This is a genomic window from Luteimonas panaciterrae, assembly GCF_020511115.1.
Taxonomy (GTDB): Bacteria; Pseudomonadota; Gammaproteobacteria; order Xanthomonadales; family Xanthomonadaceae; genus Luteimonas; species Luteimonas panaciterrae.
Genome location: NZ_JAJAVH010000008.1, coordinates 15,106 through 30,897, shown reverse-complemented (window position 1 = coordinate 30,897; position 15,792 = coordinate 15,106). Strand labels below are relative to the sequence as shown.

The 15,792-nt window shown below is 64.8% G+C and carries 16 protein-coding genes; 14 read left to right on the top strand and 2 right to left on the bottom strand.

What is annotated here, in order from left to right; translation table 11 throughout:
- Positions 1 to 279: 279 nt before the first annotated feature.
- Positions 280 to 1,134 (top strand): DMT family transporter, encoded by an 855-nt coding sequence (locus LG367_RS11040; protein WP_226469310.1) that lies wholly within the window; start codon positions 280 to 282, stop codon positions 1,132 to 1,134.
- A gap of 64 nt (positions 1,135 to 1,198) precedes the next feature.
- Here LG367_RS11040 and LG367_RS11035 read toward each other — a convergent pair whose 3' ends face one another.
- The gene (locus tag LG367_RS11035; protein WP_226469309.1) at positions 1,199 to 1,843 is read right to left on the bottom strand and encodes an OmpW/AlkL family protein; all 645 of its coding nucleotides are present in this window, start codon (positions 1,841 to 1,843) and stop codon (positions 1,199 to 1,201) included.
- A 289-nt stretch (positions 1,844 to 2,132) separates the two neighbouring features.
- On the opposite strand from LG367_RS11035, the gene LG367_RS11030 reads away from it, so the two are divergent.
- From LG367_RS11030 to LG367_RS11010, 5 genes are all read left to right on the top strand, one after another.
- Positions 2,133 to 2,894: a DUF2884 family protein gene (locus LG367_RS11030; RefSeq protein ID WP_226469308.1), complete on the top strand. Its 762-nt coding sequence runs from the start codon at positions 2,133 to 2,135 to the stop codon at positions 2,892 to 2,894.
- A 216-nt stretch (positions 2,895 to 3,110) separates the two neighbouring features.
- Positions 3,111 to 4,820 (top strand): dihydrolipoyllysine-residue acetyltransferase, encoded by a 1,710-nt coding sequence (gene aceF, locus LG367_RS11025; protein ID WP_226469307.1) that lies wholly within the window; start codon positions 3,111 to 3,113, stop codon positions 4,818 to 4,820.
- A gap of 47 nt (positions 4,821 to 4,867) precedes the next feature.
- The gene (locus LG367_RS11020) at positions 4,868 to 5,593 is read left to right on the top strand and encodes an aspartate/glutamate racemase family protein (protein WP_226469585.1); all 726 of its coding nucleotides are present in this window, start codon (positions 4,868 to 4,870) and stop codon (positions 5,591 to 5,593) included.
- A gap of 18 nt (positions 5,594 to 5,611) precedes the next feature.
- Positions 5,612 to 7,399 carry a dihydrolipoyl dehydrogenase gene (gene lpdA / locus LG367_RS11015; protein WP_226469306.1) on the top strand — a complete coding sequence of 596 codons (1,788 nt, stop codon included), beginning with the start codon at positions 5,612 to 5,614 and terminating at the stop codon, positions 7,397 to 7,399.
- Entirely contained in the window at positions 7,359 to 8,213 is an 855-nt protein-coding gene (locus tag LG367_RS11010) for a DUF6624 domain-containing protein (RefSeq protein ID WP_226469305.1), read from the top strand. Before lpdA ends, LG367_RS11010 begins: the two co-directional genes overlap by 41 nt.
- A 49-nt stretch (positions 8,214 to 8,262) precedes the next feature.
- On the opposite strand, the gene LG367_RS11005 is transcribed toward LG367_RS11010, so the two are convergent.
- Positions 8,263 to 9,087 (bottom strand): LPS-assembly protein LptD, encoded by an 825-nt coding sequence (locus LG367_RS11005; RefSeq protein ID WP_226469304.1) that lies wholly within the window; start codon positions 9,085 to 9,087, stop codon positions 8,263 to 8,265.
- 838 nt (positions 9,088 to 9,925) lie between these two features.
- Between LG367_RS11005 and LG367_RS11000 the strand changes: the two genes are divergently transcribed.
- From LG367_RS11000 to LG367_RS10965, 8 genes are all read left to right on the top strand, one after another.
- A complete protein-coding gene (locus LG367_RS11000; RefSeq protein WP_226469303.1) occupies positions 9,926 to 10,318 on the top strand; it encodes an ATP synthase subunit I in 393 nt (130 codons plus the stop codon).
- A gap of 3 nt (positions 10,319 to 10,321) precedes the next feature.
- A complete protein-coding gene (gene atpB, locus LG367_RS10995; RefSeq protein WP_319004020.1) occupies positions 10,322 to 11,230 on the top strand; it encodes a F0F1 ATP synthase subunit A in 909 nt (302 codons plus the stop codon).
- A gap of 100 nt (positions 11,231 to 11,330) precedes the next feature.
- The gene (atpE, locus tag LG367_RS10990; protein WP_226469302.1) at positions 11,331 to 11,606 is read left to right on the top strand and encodes a F0F1 ATP synthase subunit C; all 276 of its coding nucleotides are present in this window, start codon (positions 11,331 to 11,333) and stop codon (positions 11,604 to 11,606) included.
- Positions 11,607 to 11,681: 75 nt separating this feature from the next.
- A complete protein-coding gene (locus LG367_RS10985) occupies positions 11,682 to 12,152 on the top strand; it encodes a F0F1 ATP synthase subunit B (protein WP_226469301.1) in 471 nt (156 codons plus the stop codon).
- A gap of 3 nt (positions 12,153 to 12,155) precedes the next feature.
- Positions 12,156 to 12,683 (top strand): F0F1 ATP synthase subunit delta, encoded by a 528-nt coding sequence (locus LG367_RS10980; protein WP_226469300.1) that lies wholly within the window; start codon positions 12,156 to 12,158, stop codon positions 12,681 to 12,683.
- A 51-nt stretch (positions 12,684 to 12,734) separates the two neighbouring features.
- Positions 12,735 to 14,285, top strand: a complete 1,551-nt coding sequence (atpA, locus tag LG367_RS10975; RefSeq protein WP_226469299.1) for a F0F1 ATP synthase subunit alpha — start codon at positions 12,735 to 12,737, stop codon at positions 14,283 to 14,285.
- A 94-nt stretch (positions 14,286 to 14,379) separates the two neighbouring features.
- Positions 14,380 to 15,243 carry a F0F1 ATP synthase subunit gamma gene (gene atpG / locus LG367_RS10970; protein ID WP_226469298.1) on the top strand — a complete coding sequence of 288 codons (864 nt, stop codon included), beginning with the start codon at positions 14,380 to 14,382 and terminating at the stop codon, positions 15,241 to 15,243.
- 113 nt (positions 15,244 to 15,356) lie between these two features.
- Positions 15,357 to 15,740: a hypothetical protein gene (locus tag LG367_RS10965; RefSeq protein WP_226469297.1), complete on the top strand. Its 384-nt coding sequence runs from the start codon at positions 15,357 to 15,359 to the stop codon at positions 15,738 to 15,740.
- Positions 15,741 to 15,792 lie beyond the last annotated feature (52 nt).

Here is a 15,792-nt window from a genome sequence, read left to right as displayed (position 1 = left end):
CTCCCGAACGCCCGGCCATGGATTTCGAGCTGTGCCGTCCAGCGCGGCGAGGGTGCCGGGCGTCCCGAAAGTCGGCCATGCCGCGCCATGGACGGCATTCAAGAGCGATTCCCGCCTTCGCGGGAATGACGAGAAAAAGCAGGTACGTACTTGCCATAGCCATAGCCAGCCGTCCGCCTGACGGTCTCGCTTGCCAGCGGCCGTCGCAACAGGCAACGTTTCGTCATGCCGAATGCCATAGAACCCACCGGCCCGCGACGTGCCGGCCCGGTGCTTTTCATGCTCGTCGCCGTCGCCCTGTTCGGCGGCATGGATGCGGGGCTCAAGACCCTGTCGCCGCATTATCCGGCGATGCAGGTGGCTTCGCTGCGCGGCGCGTCGTCGCTGCCGCTGGTGCTGGCGTGGGTGTGGGCGACGATCGGGCTGCGCGGGCTGCTGCGCGTGCACTGGCCGCTGCATCTGCTGCGCGGTGCGCTGGGCGTGGTGATGATGCTGGGCTTCGTCTACGGCCTGCGCGCACTGCCGATGTCGACGGCCTATGCGATCACGTTCGTGGCGCCGTTGCTGATCACGGCGATGGCGGTGCCGTTCCTGGGCGAGAAGGTCGGGCCGCGGCGCTGGATCGCGATCGGCGTTGGCCTGTGCGGCGTGCTGGTGATTCTGCGGCCCACGGGCGAGGGCATGTTCACGCTCGGCGGGCTGGCGATCCTGGGCGCGGCGGTGTGCTACGCCGCGTCCGCCATCACCGTGCGCATGCTGGCGCAGCGCGACAGCCCGCAGTCGATGGTGTTCTGGCTGATGGCGATTCTCGCCCTCGTCTGCGGTACGCTGGCGTGGCCGCAGTGGCGGGCGATCCGTCCCGAGCACTGGTGGGTGGTCGCCGGCATCGGCGTGATCGGCACGCTGGCGCAGGTGGCGCTGACCGAGGCATTCCGGCGCGGCGAGGCGTCATTGATCGCGCCGCTTGAATACACGGCGCTGATCTGGGGCGTGTTGCTGGATCTCACGCTGTGGCAGGTGCTGCCCGATGGCGTCACCTGGATCGGTGCGGCGATCATCGTCGTGAGCGGCCTGTATCTGTTCCGGCGCGAGCGTGTCCGTTCGGAGGACGCGCAGGGCATCGTGCCGCCGTAGCCATCCGCACAAAAAACGACGGACCCTCGCGGGTCCGTCGTCGTGTCACAAGCTGCGTTATCGCTTAGAAGCGGGCGCCAACGCCGACGCCGACCATCACCGGGTTGAGCTTGGCTTCGCCAGCCTTCACGCCGTTGATCTTGATGTCGGAATCACCCTGGAAATAACGCACGTCGGCACGCGCGAACCAGGTCGGGTTGATGTTGAGGTCGACACCGACGGTACCGACCGCACCCTTCACCGTTTCCACGCCGACGCGCTGGCCGGCGAGGACGCCGGTGCCGGCCGTCGATTCATTGGTGTAGTTGGCTTCGTAGTAGCCCAGGCCTACGAACGGACGGAACGTGCTGTCCGCATCGAGGAAGTGGTACTGGCCACTGATCGAGTACGGCTGCGAATCGAAGCTGGCGGTCTTGCCGCCGTTGACCTTGACGTCGTGGCCGATCTTGTCCGCGCCCCAGGCTTCGACGGACCAATGGTCGTCGATGTTGTAGCTGAAGCTCAGCGTCGCCGCACCGCCACCCTTGACGTCGGTGAGCGTGTTGGCGACGACCGGGTTGCGGGTCGGTTCGGTCAGCGAGTAACCGCCGACGATCGTGTAGCGCTTGCCGGAGGCGGTGTCGCCGGAAGTCGTGTCCTGCGCGAACGCAGGTGCGGTGCCGGCGGCGATAGTAGCGATGGCAAGAGCCAGTGTGCGAATGGATGACATGGGGGAGTCTCCTGTGTGTTCTCTGTTTGTATTTTCTTGTATGCCCTGTAGGGAGCATCGGGCATGCGCACACTAGCGAGGCACACATGAACGTGCCTTGTTTGTGAAATAAGCATTCAGGGAACTTTGACTTCTCGTTAAGCAAACGCATGTCAAAGCGCGCGTCGTTTCATCGCGTTACATGCATCGGCGACGTGTTCATGCATGGCGAAGGTCATGCTCACCAACGGCACGCGACGCTTGAAAAACCTGAGGAGAGACTGAACGCAGTCGAGAGGGAGCGAATGCGATGCGTCTTTCAACGTTGGCGATGGCGGCATTGCTGTGCGTTTGCGGCACCGCTGCCGCGGAAGGGACGAGCGTGCACATCGAATGCGAGATGCAGAGCGACTACGCGTTCTCGCTCACCAAGAAAAGCGTGGTACTGACCCGGAAGACGGGCGAACCGAGGCTCGTGCTGATGCGGCAGGGCCGCCTGTTCATCGACGATGCCTGGGTGCCGGTGAGCGAGGCCGATCGCGAACGGCTGATCGCCTACGAGCGCGAGGCGCGCGCGACGATGCCGCTGACGCAGCGGATCGGCCGCGAGGCCGCGGACATCGCCTTCATTGCCTTGAGCGAAGTGGCCAAGGACTTCAGCGGTGATCCGGAGCGGCTCGAACGGAAACTTGCCGAGGCGCGCAAGCAGCTCGACCGGCGGCTGGCCGATTCGATCAGCGCGACGCATTTCAACGGCGACGAGTTCGGCCGCCACATCGGCGATGCGGTGAGCGAGACGGTGCCGATGGTGGTGGGCGACATCGTCGGTGGCGCCTTGCATGCCGCGTTCACCGGTGACGCGGAGCGTCTGGAGCGGCTCGACGGCCTGGACGAGCGCATCGACGCCATCGTCGGCTCCCGCGCCAAGGCGCTGGAGCGCGATGCCGACACCCTGTGCAAGCGGATGCGCGCGCTGGATGCGCTCGATGACGCGCTGGAGTATCGACATGCGGGCAAACCGCTCGATCTGCTGCGCACTCATCCCGAGCGGAAAGAGACGGCGGCACTCTGACGCGAGCCGGTCGGCTTGCATCGCGGATCCTGCTGCAGCATGGCCGCGTGGGGCGGAGTCGCTCCATGGCCGTTGTCCTCGCGACAATACGGCGACGTATCCCCGCCCGATCGTCCTTGTCGAATTCCGTGCAAAAGTCCGTTCCGACTTTCGCATGGTTGGCGCTTGCCCCGCGTCAGGCGACAATAGCCGTTCCCACGTACGCCGGAGCGCCGCATGGCCGATTTGAAGGAAGCTCGAGTCCCCGATATCGGCGATTTCGATGATGTACCGGTGATCGAAGTGCTGGTGGCCGTCGGCGATACCGTCGCCAAGGACCAGGGCCTGGTCACGCTGGAATCGGACAAGGCGACGATGGAAGTGCCGGCGCCGTTCGCGGGCGTGGTGCGCGAATTGAAGGTCAAGGTCGGCGACGCGCTGTCGGAAGGCAGCGTGGTGGCGGTGATCGAGACGGCCGATGCGTCGGCTCCGGCGGAAAAGGCCGCACCCGCGAAAGCAGCCGAGGCTCCCGAGAAAGCCGTGCCGGCGCCCGCCGCGCAATCGGCTCCCGCGCCTGCCGCCGCCGCGCCGCAAGCCGCGGCCAAGGGCGGTCTGCAGGAAGCCAAGGTGCCCGACATCGGCGATTTCGAAGGCGTGCCGGTGATCGAGGTGCTGGTGGCCGTCGGCGACAGCGTCACCAAGGATCAGGGCTTGGTCACACTGGAATCGGACAAGGCGACGATGGAGGTGCCGGCGCCGTTCGCGGGTGTCATCAAGGAATTGAAGGTAAAGGTCGGCGACACCGTGTCCGAAGGACACACTGTTGCGATCATCGAAGCGGCGGCGAGCGCCGATGCGCAACCGGCGCCCGCGGCGGCCTCCGCGCCCAAGCCCGCCGAGAAAACCGAGACACCGGCCGCGAAACCGCAGGCCGAAGCCACGCGCGCGGCGGACAGTGCCGCTGCTCCGATGGGCGCGGGTCTGCCGCCGGTGCGTTTCGACGCCGAAGCGCTGCTGCCCGACAAGGTGCCCTACGCGAGCCCGGCCGTGCGCCTGTTCGCGCGCGAGCTCGGCGTCGATCTGCTGAAGGTGAAGGGCAGCGCGCGCGGTGGCCGCATCACCAAGGAAGACGTCCAGCAGTACGTCAAGGGTGCGCTGCAGGGCGGTGCGCCGGCGGCGGCTGGCGGCGCGGTCGCGTTGGGCGGCGGATTGAATCTGTTGCCCTGGCCGAAGATCGACTTCAGCAAGTTCGGCGAGACCGAGGTCAAGCCGCTGTCGAAGATCAAGAAGATCTCCGGTGCCAACCTCGCGCGCAACTGGGCGATGATCCCGCACGTCACCCAGCACGACGATGCCGACATCACCGATCTCGAAGCGCTGCGCGTGCAGCTCAACAAGGAGAACGAGAAGGCCGGCATCAAGCTGACCATGCTCGCCTTCCTGATGAAGGCCAGCGTCGTCGCCTTGAAGAAATATCCGGACTTCAACGCCTCGCTCGACGCCAGCGGCGAGAATCTGACGCTGAAGAAGTATTTCCACGTCGGCTTCGCCGCGGACACGCCGAACGGGCTGGTGGTGCCGGTGGTGCGCGACGTCGACAAGAAGGGCGTGATCGAGATCGCGCAGGAAACTTCCGAACTGGCGAAGAAGGCCCGCGACGGCAAGCTCACGCCGGGCGAGATGAGCGGTGGCTGCTTCTCGATCAGTTCGCTCGGCGGCATCGGCGGCACGGCGTTCACGCCGATCGTCAACGCGCCGGAAGTGGCGATCCTCGGTGTCTCCAAATCGGCGACCAAGCCGGTGTGGGACGGCAAGCAGTTCGCGCCGCGCCTGATCCTGCCGCTGTCGCTGTCCTACGACCACCGCGTCATCGATGGTGCCGCCGCCGCGCGCTTCACTGCGTTCCTGGCGCAGCTGCTCGGCGACATGCGCCGCGTGCTGCTGTGAGCGCATGGCTGTGATGAGCGAGCTGTCGTGAACACTCTGTCATGAGCATGCGCACCATCGGCCTGCTCGGCGGCATGAGCTGGGAATCGACGATTCCGTACTACCGCGCCATCAACGAGCGCGTGCGTGAACGCCTGGGCGGCCTGCATTCGGCGCGACTGCTGTTGTACAGCGTCGATTTCGCCGAGATCGAAACGCTGCAGCATCGCGGCGACTGGAACCAGGCGGGCCAGGTGCTTGCCGACGCGGCACAGGCACTGGAGCGCGCTGGCGCCGAGGCGCTGGTGATCTGCACCAACACCATGCATCGGGTGCTGCCGCAGATCGAACCGGCGATCGGCATCCCGGCGCTGCACATCGCCGACGCGACCGCGCAACGGATTCTCGAAGCGGGCTTCACGCAGGTGGGTCTGCTCGGCACGCGCTTCACCATGGAACAAGAGTTCTATCGCGGGCGCCTGGAACACTTCGGGTTGACCCCGCTGGTGCCCGACGACGCGCAGCGCGAGATCGTGCATCGGATCATCTACGACGAGTTGTGCCGCGGCGAATGCCGGCCCGATTCCCGCGCGGCCTATCGCGCGATCATCGCGGATCTGGTCGCACATGGCGCGCAGGCGGTGATCCTCGGCTGCACCGAGATCGGTTTGCTGGTCGACGCCTCCGACAGCGTGGTGCCGTTGTTCGACACCACCTCCATCCACGCAGAATACGCGGCCGACTGGGCGCTGACGGCTTCCGAAGCCGTGCAGCCGCAAAGACGCGCCGTCTGACATCCCCCAGGAGTTGAGATGGCCACCATCGACATCAAGGTCCCAGACATCGGCGATTTCAGTGACATCCCTGTGATCGAAGTGCTGGTCGCCGTGGGCGACACGGTCACCAAGGATCAGGGGCTGATCACGCTGGAATCGGACAAGGCGACGATGGAAGTGCCGGCCTCGAGCGCGGGCGTGGTCAAGGAATTGAAAGTGAAGATCGGCGACACGGTGTCGGAAGGTACGGTGGTCGTGGTGCTGGAAGGCACGGACGGCGGCGCCGCCGCGCCAGCGGCATCGTCGAAGGAAGCGCCAGCTTCGCAGCCGCCGGTCACGCCTTCGCTGGCCAAGCCCGCTGAATCGGTCTCGGCCGCGCCGCAAGCGGCCGCGTCCAGTGGCAGGCAGGCGGACATCGAATGCCGCATCGTCGTGCTCGGCGCCGGTCCCGGCGGCTACACCGCCGCGTTCCGCGCCGCCGACCTCGGGCTCGACACGGTGCTGATCGAGCGCTACGCGCAGCTCGGCGGCGTCTGCCTCAATGTCGGCTGCATTCCGTCCAAGGCGCTGCTGCATGCGGCGGCGGTGATCGACGAGGCCGCGCATGCGTCCGACTACGGCGTGGATTTCGGCAAGCCGACGATCACGCTCGACAAGCTGCGCAGCTACAAGGAAAAGGTCGTCGGTCAGCTCACCAAGGGCCTGGCCGGCATGTCGAAGCAGCGCAAGGTGCGCGTGGTAACCGGTTCGGCGAAGTTCGTTTCGCCCAACGAACTCGAAATTACGAGCGACGATGGCAAGACGCAGCTGTTGCGCTTCGAGCAATGCATCATCGCCGCTGGTTCGCAGGCGCTGAAACTGCCGAGCTTCCCGTGGGACGACCCGCGCGTGATGGATTCCACCGACGCGCTCGAACTCGCCGACGTGCCGAAGAAACTGCTGGTCGTCGGTGGCGGCATCATCGGCCTGGAAATGGCGACGGTCTATCGCGCGCTCGGCAGCGCCGTGACCGTGGTCGAATTGGCCGAGCAACTGATGCCGGGCGCCGATCCGGATCTGGTCAAGCCGCTCGCCGATCGCCTGAAGAAGCAGGCCGTCGCCGTGCATCTGAAGACCAAGGTGGTCGAGGCCAAGGCGCAGAAGGACGGCATCGCCTGCACCTTCGAGGGCGCGAGCGAGCCGGCCGACAAGGTATTCGACCGCGTGCTCGTCGCGGTCGGCCGCGCGCCCAACGGCAAGAAGATCGACGCGGAAAAGGCCGGCGTGCGCGTCGGCGAGCGCGGCTTCATCGATGTCGATCGTCAGATGCGCACCAACGTGCCGCACATCTTCGCCATCGGCGACATCATCGGCCAGCCGATGCTCGCGCACAAAGCCACGCACGAAGGCAAGCTGGCCGCGGAAGTGGCGGCAGGCGAGAAGAAGGAGTGGGTGGCGCGCGTGATCCCGTCGGTGGCCTATACCGATCCGGAGATCGCCTGGGTCGGTGTCACCGAAACCGAGGCCAAGGCGAAGGGCTTGAAGATCGGCGTCGGCAAGTTCCCGTGGGCGGCCAGCGGCCGCGCGATCGGCATCGGCCGCACCGAAGGTTTCACCAAGCTGATCTTCGATGAAGCCACGCACCGCATCCTCGGCGCCGGCATCGTCGGTGTGCATGCCGGCGACCTGATCGCCGAGACCGCGCTCGCCATCGAGATGGGTTGTGAGGTGGCCGACATCGGGCATACGATCCATCCGCACCCGACCTTGAGCGAGTCGGTCGGTATGGCCGCGGAGGTTTTCGATGGAACGATCACCGATCTCTATATTCCGAAAAAACGCTGATCAAAGGAGTATGGCGCGGAATTTCGCCGCCGCGCTTTACTTGGGTTTGGCGGCTTCGTTCACTGCGCTTGTCGCTCCGGCGCATGTGGCGCTTCCGACGATGATTTCGATGGATGACATCGCGAGTTGCCCCGGCGCGAAGGAATGGATTCGCGGGGGCGCCGAACGCCGGCGTCAGGCGCATCAAGTACCGCCGGTTCCGGCCAGCAACCCGAAATTGCGCGAGGAATTGCTGCGCATGGCCGGAGACTGGAATCCTGCGGGTGACTTTGCCGCGCAGGCCGCCGCCGCTGCCGCTCAAACCGCTACTGACGCCGCTGACGCCGCGATTAACGATGCAGCGGCCGATGCAGCGGCTGGTGCCACGAATACGGCGGCGAACGATTCGCTATCGAAACTCAGTCCGGACGTGCTGCGTCTGCAGGACATCATCCGGCAATATGGGTTCCCGACCACCGCTTTGGTCGGCGCCGACGGCATGGGGGCGGTCTGGTCGCTCGTGCGAAGTGCCTGGCAGGATCGACAATTCCAGCTGCGCGCTGCTGAGCAGATCGCGCAGCAGGGAGCCAGCAACTCCTTCCGAGGCCGCGAACTCGCTGAGTTCATCGACCAGGAATTGATCCAGCAGGGGCGGCATCAACGCTTCGGCACGCAATTCGAGCGGCGGGACAATGGTCTGGTCGTGCGCTTGCCGGTCGATGACCCTGCGGGCCTGGAAGCCCGGCGTGCCACGCTGGGGCTGATGCCAGCCGAGTTGGAGTCATGCGCCCGGCAGAATGCCGGTGATGCCACCGGCATTCTGATGGATTTTTAGATGCTGCCGCCTGGATTGGGATCCGGGGCGACAGTGCTGATCAACAGGTTCAGAACGCCAGCGTGATGCCAGCGATCGGTCCCTTGAAACGCTGATCCAGACCGATGGTGCCGTCGCCGTAGTGGCGGTTGACGTCGAGCTTGAACCAGTCGTAGCCCGCGTACAGGCCGAAGTGCGGCGTGAAGCGGTATTCGACCAGGGCGTTGGCGCGCGTGATGTCGCCGCTGTAGTCGTCGAAGTTGCCCCAGTCGGCGTCGAGATACTGGCCCTGCACCGTGAAGCCCCACTTTCTGTCCGCGGTGTTGGCGGAGAAGCGCAGGCCGACCACGGGTGCGTAACCGTCCTTGCTTTCCTTGCCATCGAAGCTGTTGGCGCCGCCGGCGGTTTCAGCATTCACGCGCACCTTCAGACGCACCCATTCGGCACCGAGCTGCAGGCCGAAGCTCGTCGTCGGTGTTTCGACGATGGCGTAGTCGTAGACCAGGCTGGCCAGATCGAACTCGGTCTTGGTCTTGGCGAAGCTGCCCGCGGGAATGGTGGTGTCGCCAAGCACGATGGGTTCGCCCAGCGTATGGCGCTTGTCCTTGTCGTATTTGAAATAGTTGAACAGCAGGCGATTGCGATCGAACATGCGGAAGACGCCTTCCACGCGCGGCACGGTTTCATCGCCGAGATCGAGACGATCGCCGGTGTAGCGATAGGTGTCGCCGCCGAAGTTGACGGTGCCCTTGAACTGGCTTTCGGCTTCGGCCTGCATCGCGCCGAGTCGCAGCGTGAAGCGGTCGGCATCTTCTTCCTGCGCGTGCGCGCTCCAGGCGGAGGTCGCGCCGGCAACGGCGACCACAAGCGGAATGATTTTGAGGGAATGGCTCACAGAGTTGCTCCGGAACGTGGGGGATGCAATTTCTTCGTGAATTGCCGAGTGCAATTAATCGCAAGGCGAAGGTTCACTCTGCGTGAAACATACGCGTGCAGACTGAACCACCGCATATCGCATGCACTTGTGCCGAATGGCGATATGTGATCCCGATCGATGTGCATCGCAAGTATTTCGTATTGATGAGGCGATTCGAATGACGCGCATCGAGTGACGTGCTGCACATTTCTGTATGTGTACGACGCTCGATGCATGCGGCCGGTGATTGCCGGTCGATCAAGAGCGCGATGCGATCGCCGTGCATTGCGATATCGCGCATGGATGTCGCGAAGATCCGATGGCGAACGAGATCGTAGGCAGTTTCGTCGGGCCATGTCTAAAGATCATCGGTCGCCCTGATGAGCGTCCGAAGATCGATAGTGGTATGGAAAAGAAGAAGCCCCGGCAGAGAGCACCGGGGCTTCGGGGGGACCTGCTGGCAGATTCGACGAGGAAGCGGGGAAGCAGGCCTCGGCATGAACTGACCGGTGGAAACAGGAAAGGTTCCCGTTTCCGGAAATTTCCGGAAATCCCAAGCGGGACTGCCTTCGCCGCAACGTCGCGGCGTCCAAAACCCCTGCCGGATCGCCTCCAGTCGGGCGTCCAGGGCCCTGCAAGCGCCCCCAGGACGCCTGGAGCAGGCCTTCCCGCAGTTGCCGCTGAAAATGAGCGGCTGCTATACTTTTACGGCTTCGCAGGACCGGTTTGAGCCGGATTTATCGCCTTCCGGGTCTTTACGGCCGGTCCCGCCAGCATGCTCCGACAGGCAGCCCCGCAAGCCGAACAGGTGACTCGCGTGCACGATCCCATCGCCGCGGGACGCCGAACCGCACTGCGCGCGGCGGCCGTCCAGGCACTGACCTCCGGTCTGGTGGCCCTGGGCTTCCTCCTGCTGGGGCCGCGTGCCGCGCTGGCGGCGGGGATCGGGGGGCTGGCGGTGGCGTTGGGCAATGCCCTGGCGGCCTGCATGGCGCTGGGCGGCATCGTTCCGGCCCGGGTCGCGTTCGGCAGGTTGCTGCTGGGGGCGATGGCCAAATGGGGGGTCGTGTTCGTGGCGTTCCTCGCCGCTTTCGCGATCTGGCGGCTGCCGCCGCTGCCCTTGCTGGCGGGGTTGGTGATCGGACTGCTGGCGTATTTGTTTGCGTTGAATGCCCCGGCGTCGGGGCGTAATCGAAACCGGAAGGGTTAAAGCGTGACTGTCGAACATACGGGTCAAGTCGCCGAGCATGCCGCCGGACAAGCTGCCGAGTCTGGCGGTGGCGCCACCCAATACATTCAGCACCATCTGCATCACCTCCAGTTCAAGGTCGGGGACAGCGCGTTCATGACGCTGAACCTGGACACCATTTTCTTCACGGTGTTGCTGGCCGGGCTTTTCCTCATCGTCTTCCTGACGACCGCCCGTCGTGCCACCGCCGGCGTTCCCGGCAAGTTCCAGGCCTTCGTCGAATCGATCGTCGGTTTCGTCGACGGCATGGTGCGCGAGACCTTCCATGGCCGCAGCAAGCTGATCGCGCCGCTGGCGCTGACCATCTTCTGCCTCGTGTTCCTGATGAACTTCATGGACATGATCCCGGTCGACTGGCTGCCGGGCGCCTGGATGAAGGGTCACGAGGTCGCCGGCAACGATCCGCATCACGCCTACCTGCGCGTGGTGCCCACCGCCGACCTCAACACCACGCTCGGCCTGTCGCTCACCGTGTTCCTGCTGATTCAAGTGTTCGGCATCAGCCATAAGGGCATCGGGACTTTCACCAAGGAAGCCTTCACCGCGCCGTTCCATGCCACCGGCCCGGTCGGCATGGTGCTGCTTGCCCCGTTCAACCTGCTGCTGCGCGTGATCGAAGAGCTGGTGCGCCCGCTCAGCCTCACGCTGCGACTGTTCGGCAACATGTACGCTGGCGAGTTGATCTTCATCCTGATCGCGCTGATGACCTGGAACGCAGCCTTCAGCAGCGGCCTCACCTACGTCATGGCACCGCTGCAGTTCGTCTCCGGCTTCGTCTGGACCGCGTTCCACATTCTGGTGATCACGCTGCAAGCGTTCATCTTCATGATGCTGACCATCGTCTACCTGAGCATGGCGGCAGAGAGCCACTAGCGATCATCCGGGAGTCCGGCCTCCATGGCCGGGCTCTCCAGAAAAAAGTTTCAACTTCCACTCACTCGTTTTTTTCATCTAGCGCAACACGGAGCACACCATGGAAAACATCGCCCTCTACGCCGAAGTGGCCAAGTTCACCGTCATCGCGGCGGGCCTGCTGATCGGCCTCGGCGCCCTTGGCACCGCCATCGGCTTCGCCATCCTCGGCGGCAAGTTCCTCGAGGGTTCGGCCCGTCAGCCGGAGCTGACCCCGATGCTGCAGACCAAGATGTTCATCGTCGCCGGCTTGCTCGACGCGGTGCCGATCATCGGCGTCGCCATTGCTCTGCTGCTGATCTTCGCCAACCCCTTCCTGTCGACGATCGGCGGCTAATCGGGGACGCCGGCGTCACAGCCGGCGGTCAGGCAATCGCCGATGGCATCGGGCCGTCGGCGCCAGGAGCACGCAATGGATATCAATCTGACATTCGTCGTCCAGGGCCTCGCGTTCTTCGCGGTGGCGTGGATGGTGATGAAGTTCGGTTGGCCTCACATCATCGGGGCCATCGAAGAGCGCCAGCAGAAAATCGCCGAAGGCCTCGCGGCCGCCGACAACAGCCAGAAAGCGCTGGCGCAGGCGGAAGAGAAGGTCAACGAGGAACTGAAGGCGGCCCGCGCCAAGGCCAACGAGATCATCGAGCAGGCGCATCAGCGCGCCAATCAGATCATCGACGCGGCCAAGAACGAAGCGATCGCCGAAGGCGCGCGCCAGAAGGCGCTGGCCGAGAGCGAGATCGTGGCGAGCACCAACCGTGCCCGCGAGGATCTGCGCAAGCAGGTGTCGTCGCTGGCCGTCACCGGTGCCGAGAAGCTGCTGCGTCGCGAGATCGACGCCAACGCCCACAAGGCGCTGCTCGACGAACTGGCCGCAGAGATCTGATCGATGAGCCAGGCCCTCACGCTCGCTCGTCCGTACGCCCGCGCCGCCTTCTCGCTCGCGCGGGACGGTGGCAAGTACGCCGACTGGTCGAACGCGCTCGGCTTCGCCGCGCGCGTCGCCGCTGATCCGCAAATCTCGGCGCTGCTCGGCAATCCGAAGCTGACCAATGCCGACGCGGTGACGCTGTTGTCGCCCGACGGTGCTTCCGAGACCTTCGGCAGCTTCCTCGCCCTGCTGTTCGACAACCGTCGCCTCGCGCTGCTGCCGGAAATCGCCGGCCTGTTCGAGGAGCTGCGCGCGGAAGCCGAGCGCATCGTCAAGGCCAGGATCACTTCGGCCACGACGCTGCCGGCCGGCGAACTCGACACCATCAAGGCCGCGCTGAAGAAGCGCTTCGGCCGCGAGGTCGAAGTCGAGACGGCGATCGACGAATCGCTGATCGGCGGCGCGCTGATCGACGCAGGCGACGTGGTCATCGACGGTTCGCTGCGCGGCAAGCTCTCGCGACTGCAGTCCGCGCTGACCAACTGACAGAATTCATCTAGATAGCCGGCGGCGACGCCGGCACATAGGGAAACACCCATGGCAACCACCACGCTCAACCCGTCCGAAATCAGCGAACTGATCAAGACCCGCATCGAGAAGGTCAAGCTGGCCGCCGAGGCGCGCAACGAAGGCACGGTCACTTCCGTGTCCGACGGCATCGTGCGCATCCACGGCCTCGCCGACGTGATGCAGGGCGAAATGATCGAACTGCCGAACAACACCTTCGCCCTCGCGCTGAACCTGGAGCGCGACTCGGTCGGCTCCGTGGTGCTCGGCGACTACGAGCACCTGCGCGAAGGCGACACCGCCAAGACCACCGGCCGCATCCTCGAAGTGCCGACCGGCCCCGAACTGCTCGGCCGCGTCGTCAACGCGCTGGGTGAGGCGATCGACGGCAAGGGCCCGATCAACGCCGCCGTCACCTCGCCGGTGGAAAAGGTCGCGCCGGGCGTGATCGCGCGTAAGTCGGTGGCGCAGCCGGTGCAGACCGGCTACAAGGCCATCGACTCGATGATCCCGATCGGCCGTGGCCAGCGCGAGCTGATCATCGGCGACCGTCAGACCGGCAAGACCGCGGTCGCGATCGACGCCATCATCAACCAGAAGGGCACCGGCGTTAAGTGCATCTACGTCGCGATCGGCCAGAAGAACAGCTCGATCGCCAACGTCGTGCGCAAGCTCGAAGAGCATGGTGCCATGGGCCACACCATCGTCGTTGCGGCCGGCGCTTCCGAATCGGCCGCGATGCAGTACATCGCCGCCTACTCCGGCTGCACCATGGGCGAATACTTCCGCGATCGCGGCGAAGACGCGCTGATCATCTACGACGACCTGTCCAAGCAGGCCGTGGCCTATCGTCAGATCTCGCTGCTGCTGCGCCGTCCGCCGGGCCGCGAAGCGTATCCGGGTGACGTGTTCTACCTGCACAGCCGTCTGCTCGAGCGCGCCGCGCGCGTCAACGAGGAGTACGTGGAGAAGTTCACCGGCGGCGCCGTGAAGGGCAAGACCGGTTCGCTGACCGCGCTGCCGATCATCGAAACGCAGGCCGGCGACGTGTCCGCGTTCGTGCCGACCAACGTGATCTCGATCACCGACGGCCAGATCTTCCTCGAGACCGACCTGTTCAACGCCGGTATCCGTCCGGCCGTGAACGCCGGTATCTCGGTATCGCGCGTGGGTGGCGCGGCCCAGACCAAGATCATGAAGAAGCTCTCGGGCGGCATCCGTATCGCGCTCGCCCAGTACCGCGAGCTGGCGGCGTTCGCCCAGTTCGCCTCCGACCTCGACGAAGCCACCCGCAAGCAGCTCGAGCGCGGTCAGCGCGTGACCGAGCTGATGAAGCAGAAGCAGTACGCGCCGATGTCGGTGGCCGAGCAGTCGCTGTCGATCTACGCGGTCGACAAGGGCTACATGGACGATGTGCCGGTGAACAAGATCGGTGCCTTCGAGGAAGCCCTGCACGCGCACTTCTCCAACACCGCCGGCGACCTGATCAAGTCGATCAACGACAGCGGCGACTGGAACGACGAGATCGAAGCCGGGTTCAAGAAGGGCATCGAAGAGTTCAAGAAGACCGGCTCTTGGTGATTGTGTTCTGGTGATTGCGCGGGACGGGCAACTGCCCGTCCTTGCGAAGCGCGGGCCGCAACCCGCATCACGATGATCGAATAGCGAGCGAAAGATGGCAGGCGGCAGAGAAATCAAAACCAAGATCAAGAGCGTGCAGAACACCCGCAAGGTGACGCGCGCGCTGGAAATGGTCTCGGCCTCCAAGATCCGCAAGGCGCAGGACCGCATGAAGGCCTCGCGCCCGTATGCGCGCGCCATGAAGCAGGTGATCGGGCATCTGGCGCAGGCCAATTCCGAGTTCCAGCATCCGTATCTGGTCGAGCGCAAGGAGATCAAGCGCGTCGGCTACATCATCGTCTCCTCCGATCGCGGCCTCGCCGGCGGCCTCAACAACAACCTGTTCCGCAAGTTGCTGCTCGAGTTCCGCAAGTGGCAGGAGCAGGGCGTCGAGGTCGACGTGGTCACGATCGGCCAGAAGGCGTCGGTGTTCTTCCGCCGCATCAAGGTCAACATGCTGGCGACGGTGACGCACCTGGGCGACACGCCGCACGTCGAGCAACTGGTCGGCGTGATCAAGGTGATGCTGGATGCCTACAGCTCCGGCAAGATCGACAAGGTGTTCCTGAGCTACAACGACTTCGTCAATACGATGACGCAGCGCGCGGCGTTCGATCAGCTGCTGCCGTTGCCGGCCTCGGACACGCAGATCGCCCACCACGACTGGGATTACATCTACGAACCGGACGCGCAGACCGTGCTCGAGCACGTGCTCACGCGCTACGTCGAGTCGCTGGTGTACCAGGCGGTGATGGAGAACGTCGCTTCCGAGCACGCGGCACGCATGGTGGCCATGAAGGCCGCCAGCGACAACGCCACCAAGCTGATCGGCACGCTGAACCTGGTCTACAACAAGGCTCGTCAGGCGGCGATCACGCAGGAGATTTCCGAGATCGTCGGCGGCGCCGCCGCGGTTTGATGTTTGGCTGGACTGTCGCACGCGCAAGCGACGGATCAGTGGTTGAGCGTTCGATGCCTTGCGCACTGGTTCCACCCCGCAGCGACATCCCAAAGAACTAAGGAGAGAACACCATGAACAAGCTTGTGATCGCGATCGCGCTCTGCGCCGCTCTCGCCGCATGCAAAAAGGAAGAAGCGCCTGCCGCTGATGCCGCCGCCACTCCGGCTGCCGATACGGCCGCCGCGCCTGCCGCCAGCACCACCGAGCCTGCTGCCGCTCCCGCGCCTGCCGCTGTCGGTGCGAGCCTGCCGAAGGAATGCCAGGACTACCTCGCCCGCGCCAAGGCCTGCTTCACCAAGGCCGGCAACCCGGCCGCCGTGCAGGCGTTCGACCAGGCGATCGCCCAGGCCGAAACGCAGTGGAACCAGATGGCCGACAAGAGCCAGCTGGGTTCGGTCTGCAAGAGCGCGAACGACCAGTTCTCGCAGACGGCGGCGATGCTGAAGTGCGAGTAATCGCGTGATTTCCGGTCCTCGCCCGCCGCAAGCGGGCGGGGACATCACCCGG

Bases quoted from the DNA above. Each gene is read 5' to 3' on its own strand.
- LG367_RS10980 (WP_226469300.1), top strand. From the start codon at position 12,156: ATGAGCCAGGCCCTCACGCTCGCTCGTCCGTACGCCCGCGCCGCCTTC.
- aceF (WP_226469307.1), top strand. From the start codon at position 3,111: ATGGCCGATTTGAAGGAAGCTCGAGTCCCCGATATCGGCGATTTCGAT.
- LG367_RS11030 (WP_226469308.1), top strand. From the start codon at position 2,133: ATGCGTCTTTCAACGTTGGCGATGGCGGCATTGCTGTGCGTTTGCGGC.
- LG367_RS11010 (WP_226469305.1), top strand. From the start codon at position 7,359: ATGGAACGATCACCGATCTCTATATTCCGAAAAAACGCTGATCAAAGG.
- LG367_RS10985 (WP_226469301.1), top strand. From the start codon at position 11,682: ATGGATATCAATCTGACATTCGTCGTCCAGGGCCTCGCGTTCTTCGCG.
- LG367_RS11040 (WP_226469310.1), top strand. From the start codon at position 280: ATGCTCGTCGCCGTCGCCCTGTTCGGCGGCATGGATGCGGGGCTCAAG.
- LG367_RS11035 (WP_226469309.1), bottom strand. From the start codon at position 1,843: ATGTCATCCATTCGCACACTGGCTCTTGCCATCGCTACTATCGCCGCC.
- LG367_RS10965 (WP_226469297.1), top strand. From the start codon at position 15,357: ATGAACAAGCTTGTGATCGCGATCGCGCTCTGCGCCGCTCTCGCCGCA.
- LG367_RS11020 (WP_226469585.1), top strand. From the start codon at position 4,868: ATGCGCACCATCGGCCTGCTCGGCGGCATGAGCTGGGAATCGACGATT.
- lpdA (WP_226469306.1), top strand. From the start codon at position 5,612: ATGGCCACCATCGACATCAAGGTCCCAGACATCGGCGATTTCAGTGAC.
- atpA (WP_226469299.1), top strand. From the start codon at position 12,735: ATGGCAACCACCACGCTCAACCCGTCCGAAATCAGCGAACTGATCAAG.
- atpG (WP_226469298.1), top strand. From the start codon at position 14,380: ATGGCAGGCGGCAGAGAAATCAAAACCAAGATCAAGAGCGTGCAGAAC.
- atpE (WP_226469302.1), top strand. From the start codon at position 11,331: ATGGAAAACATCGCCCTCTACGCCGAAGTGGCCAAGTTCACCGTCATC.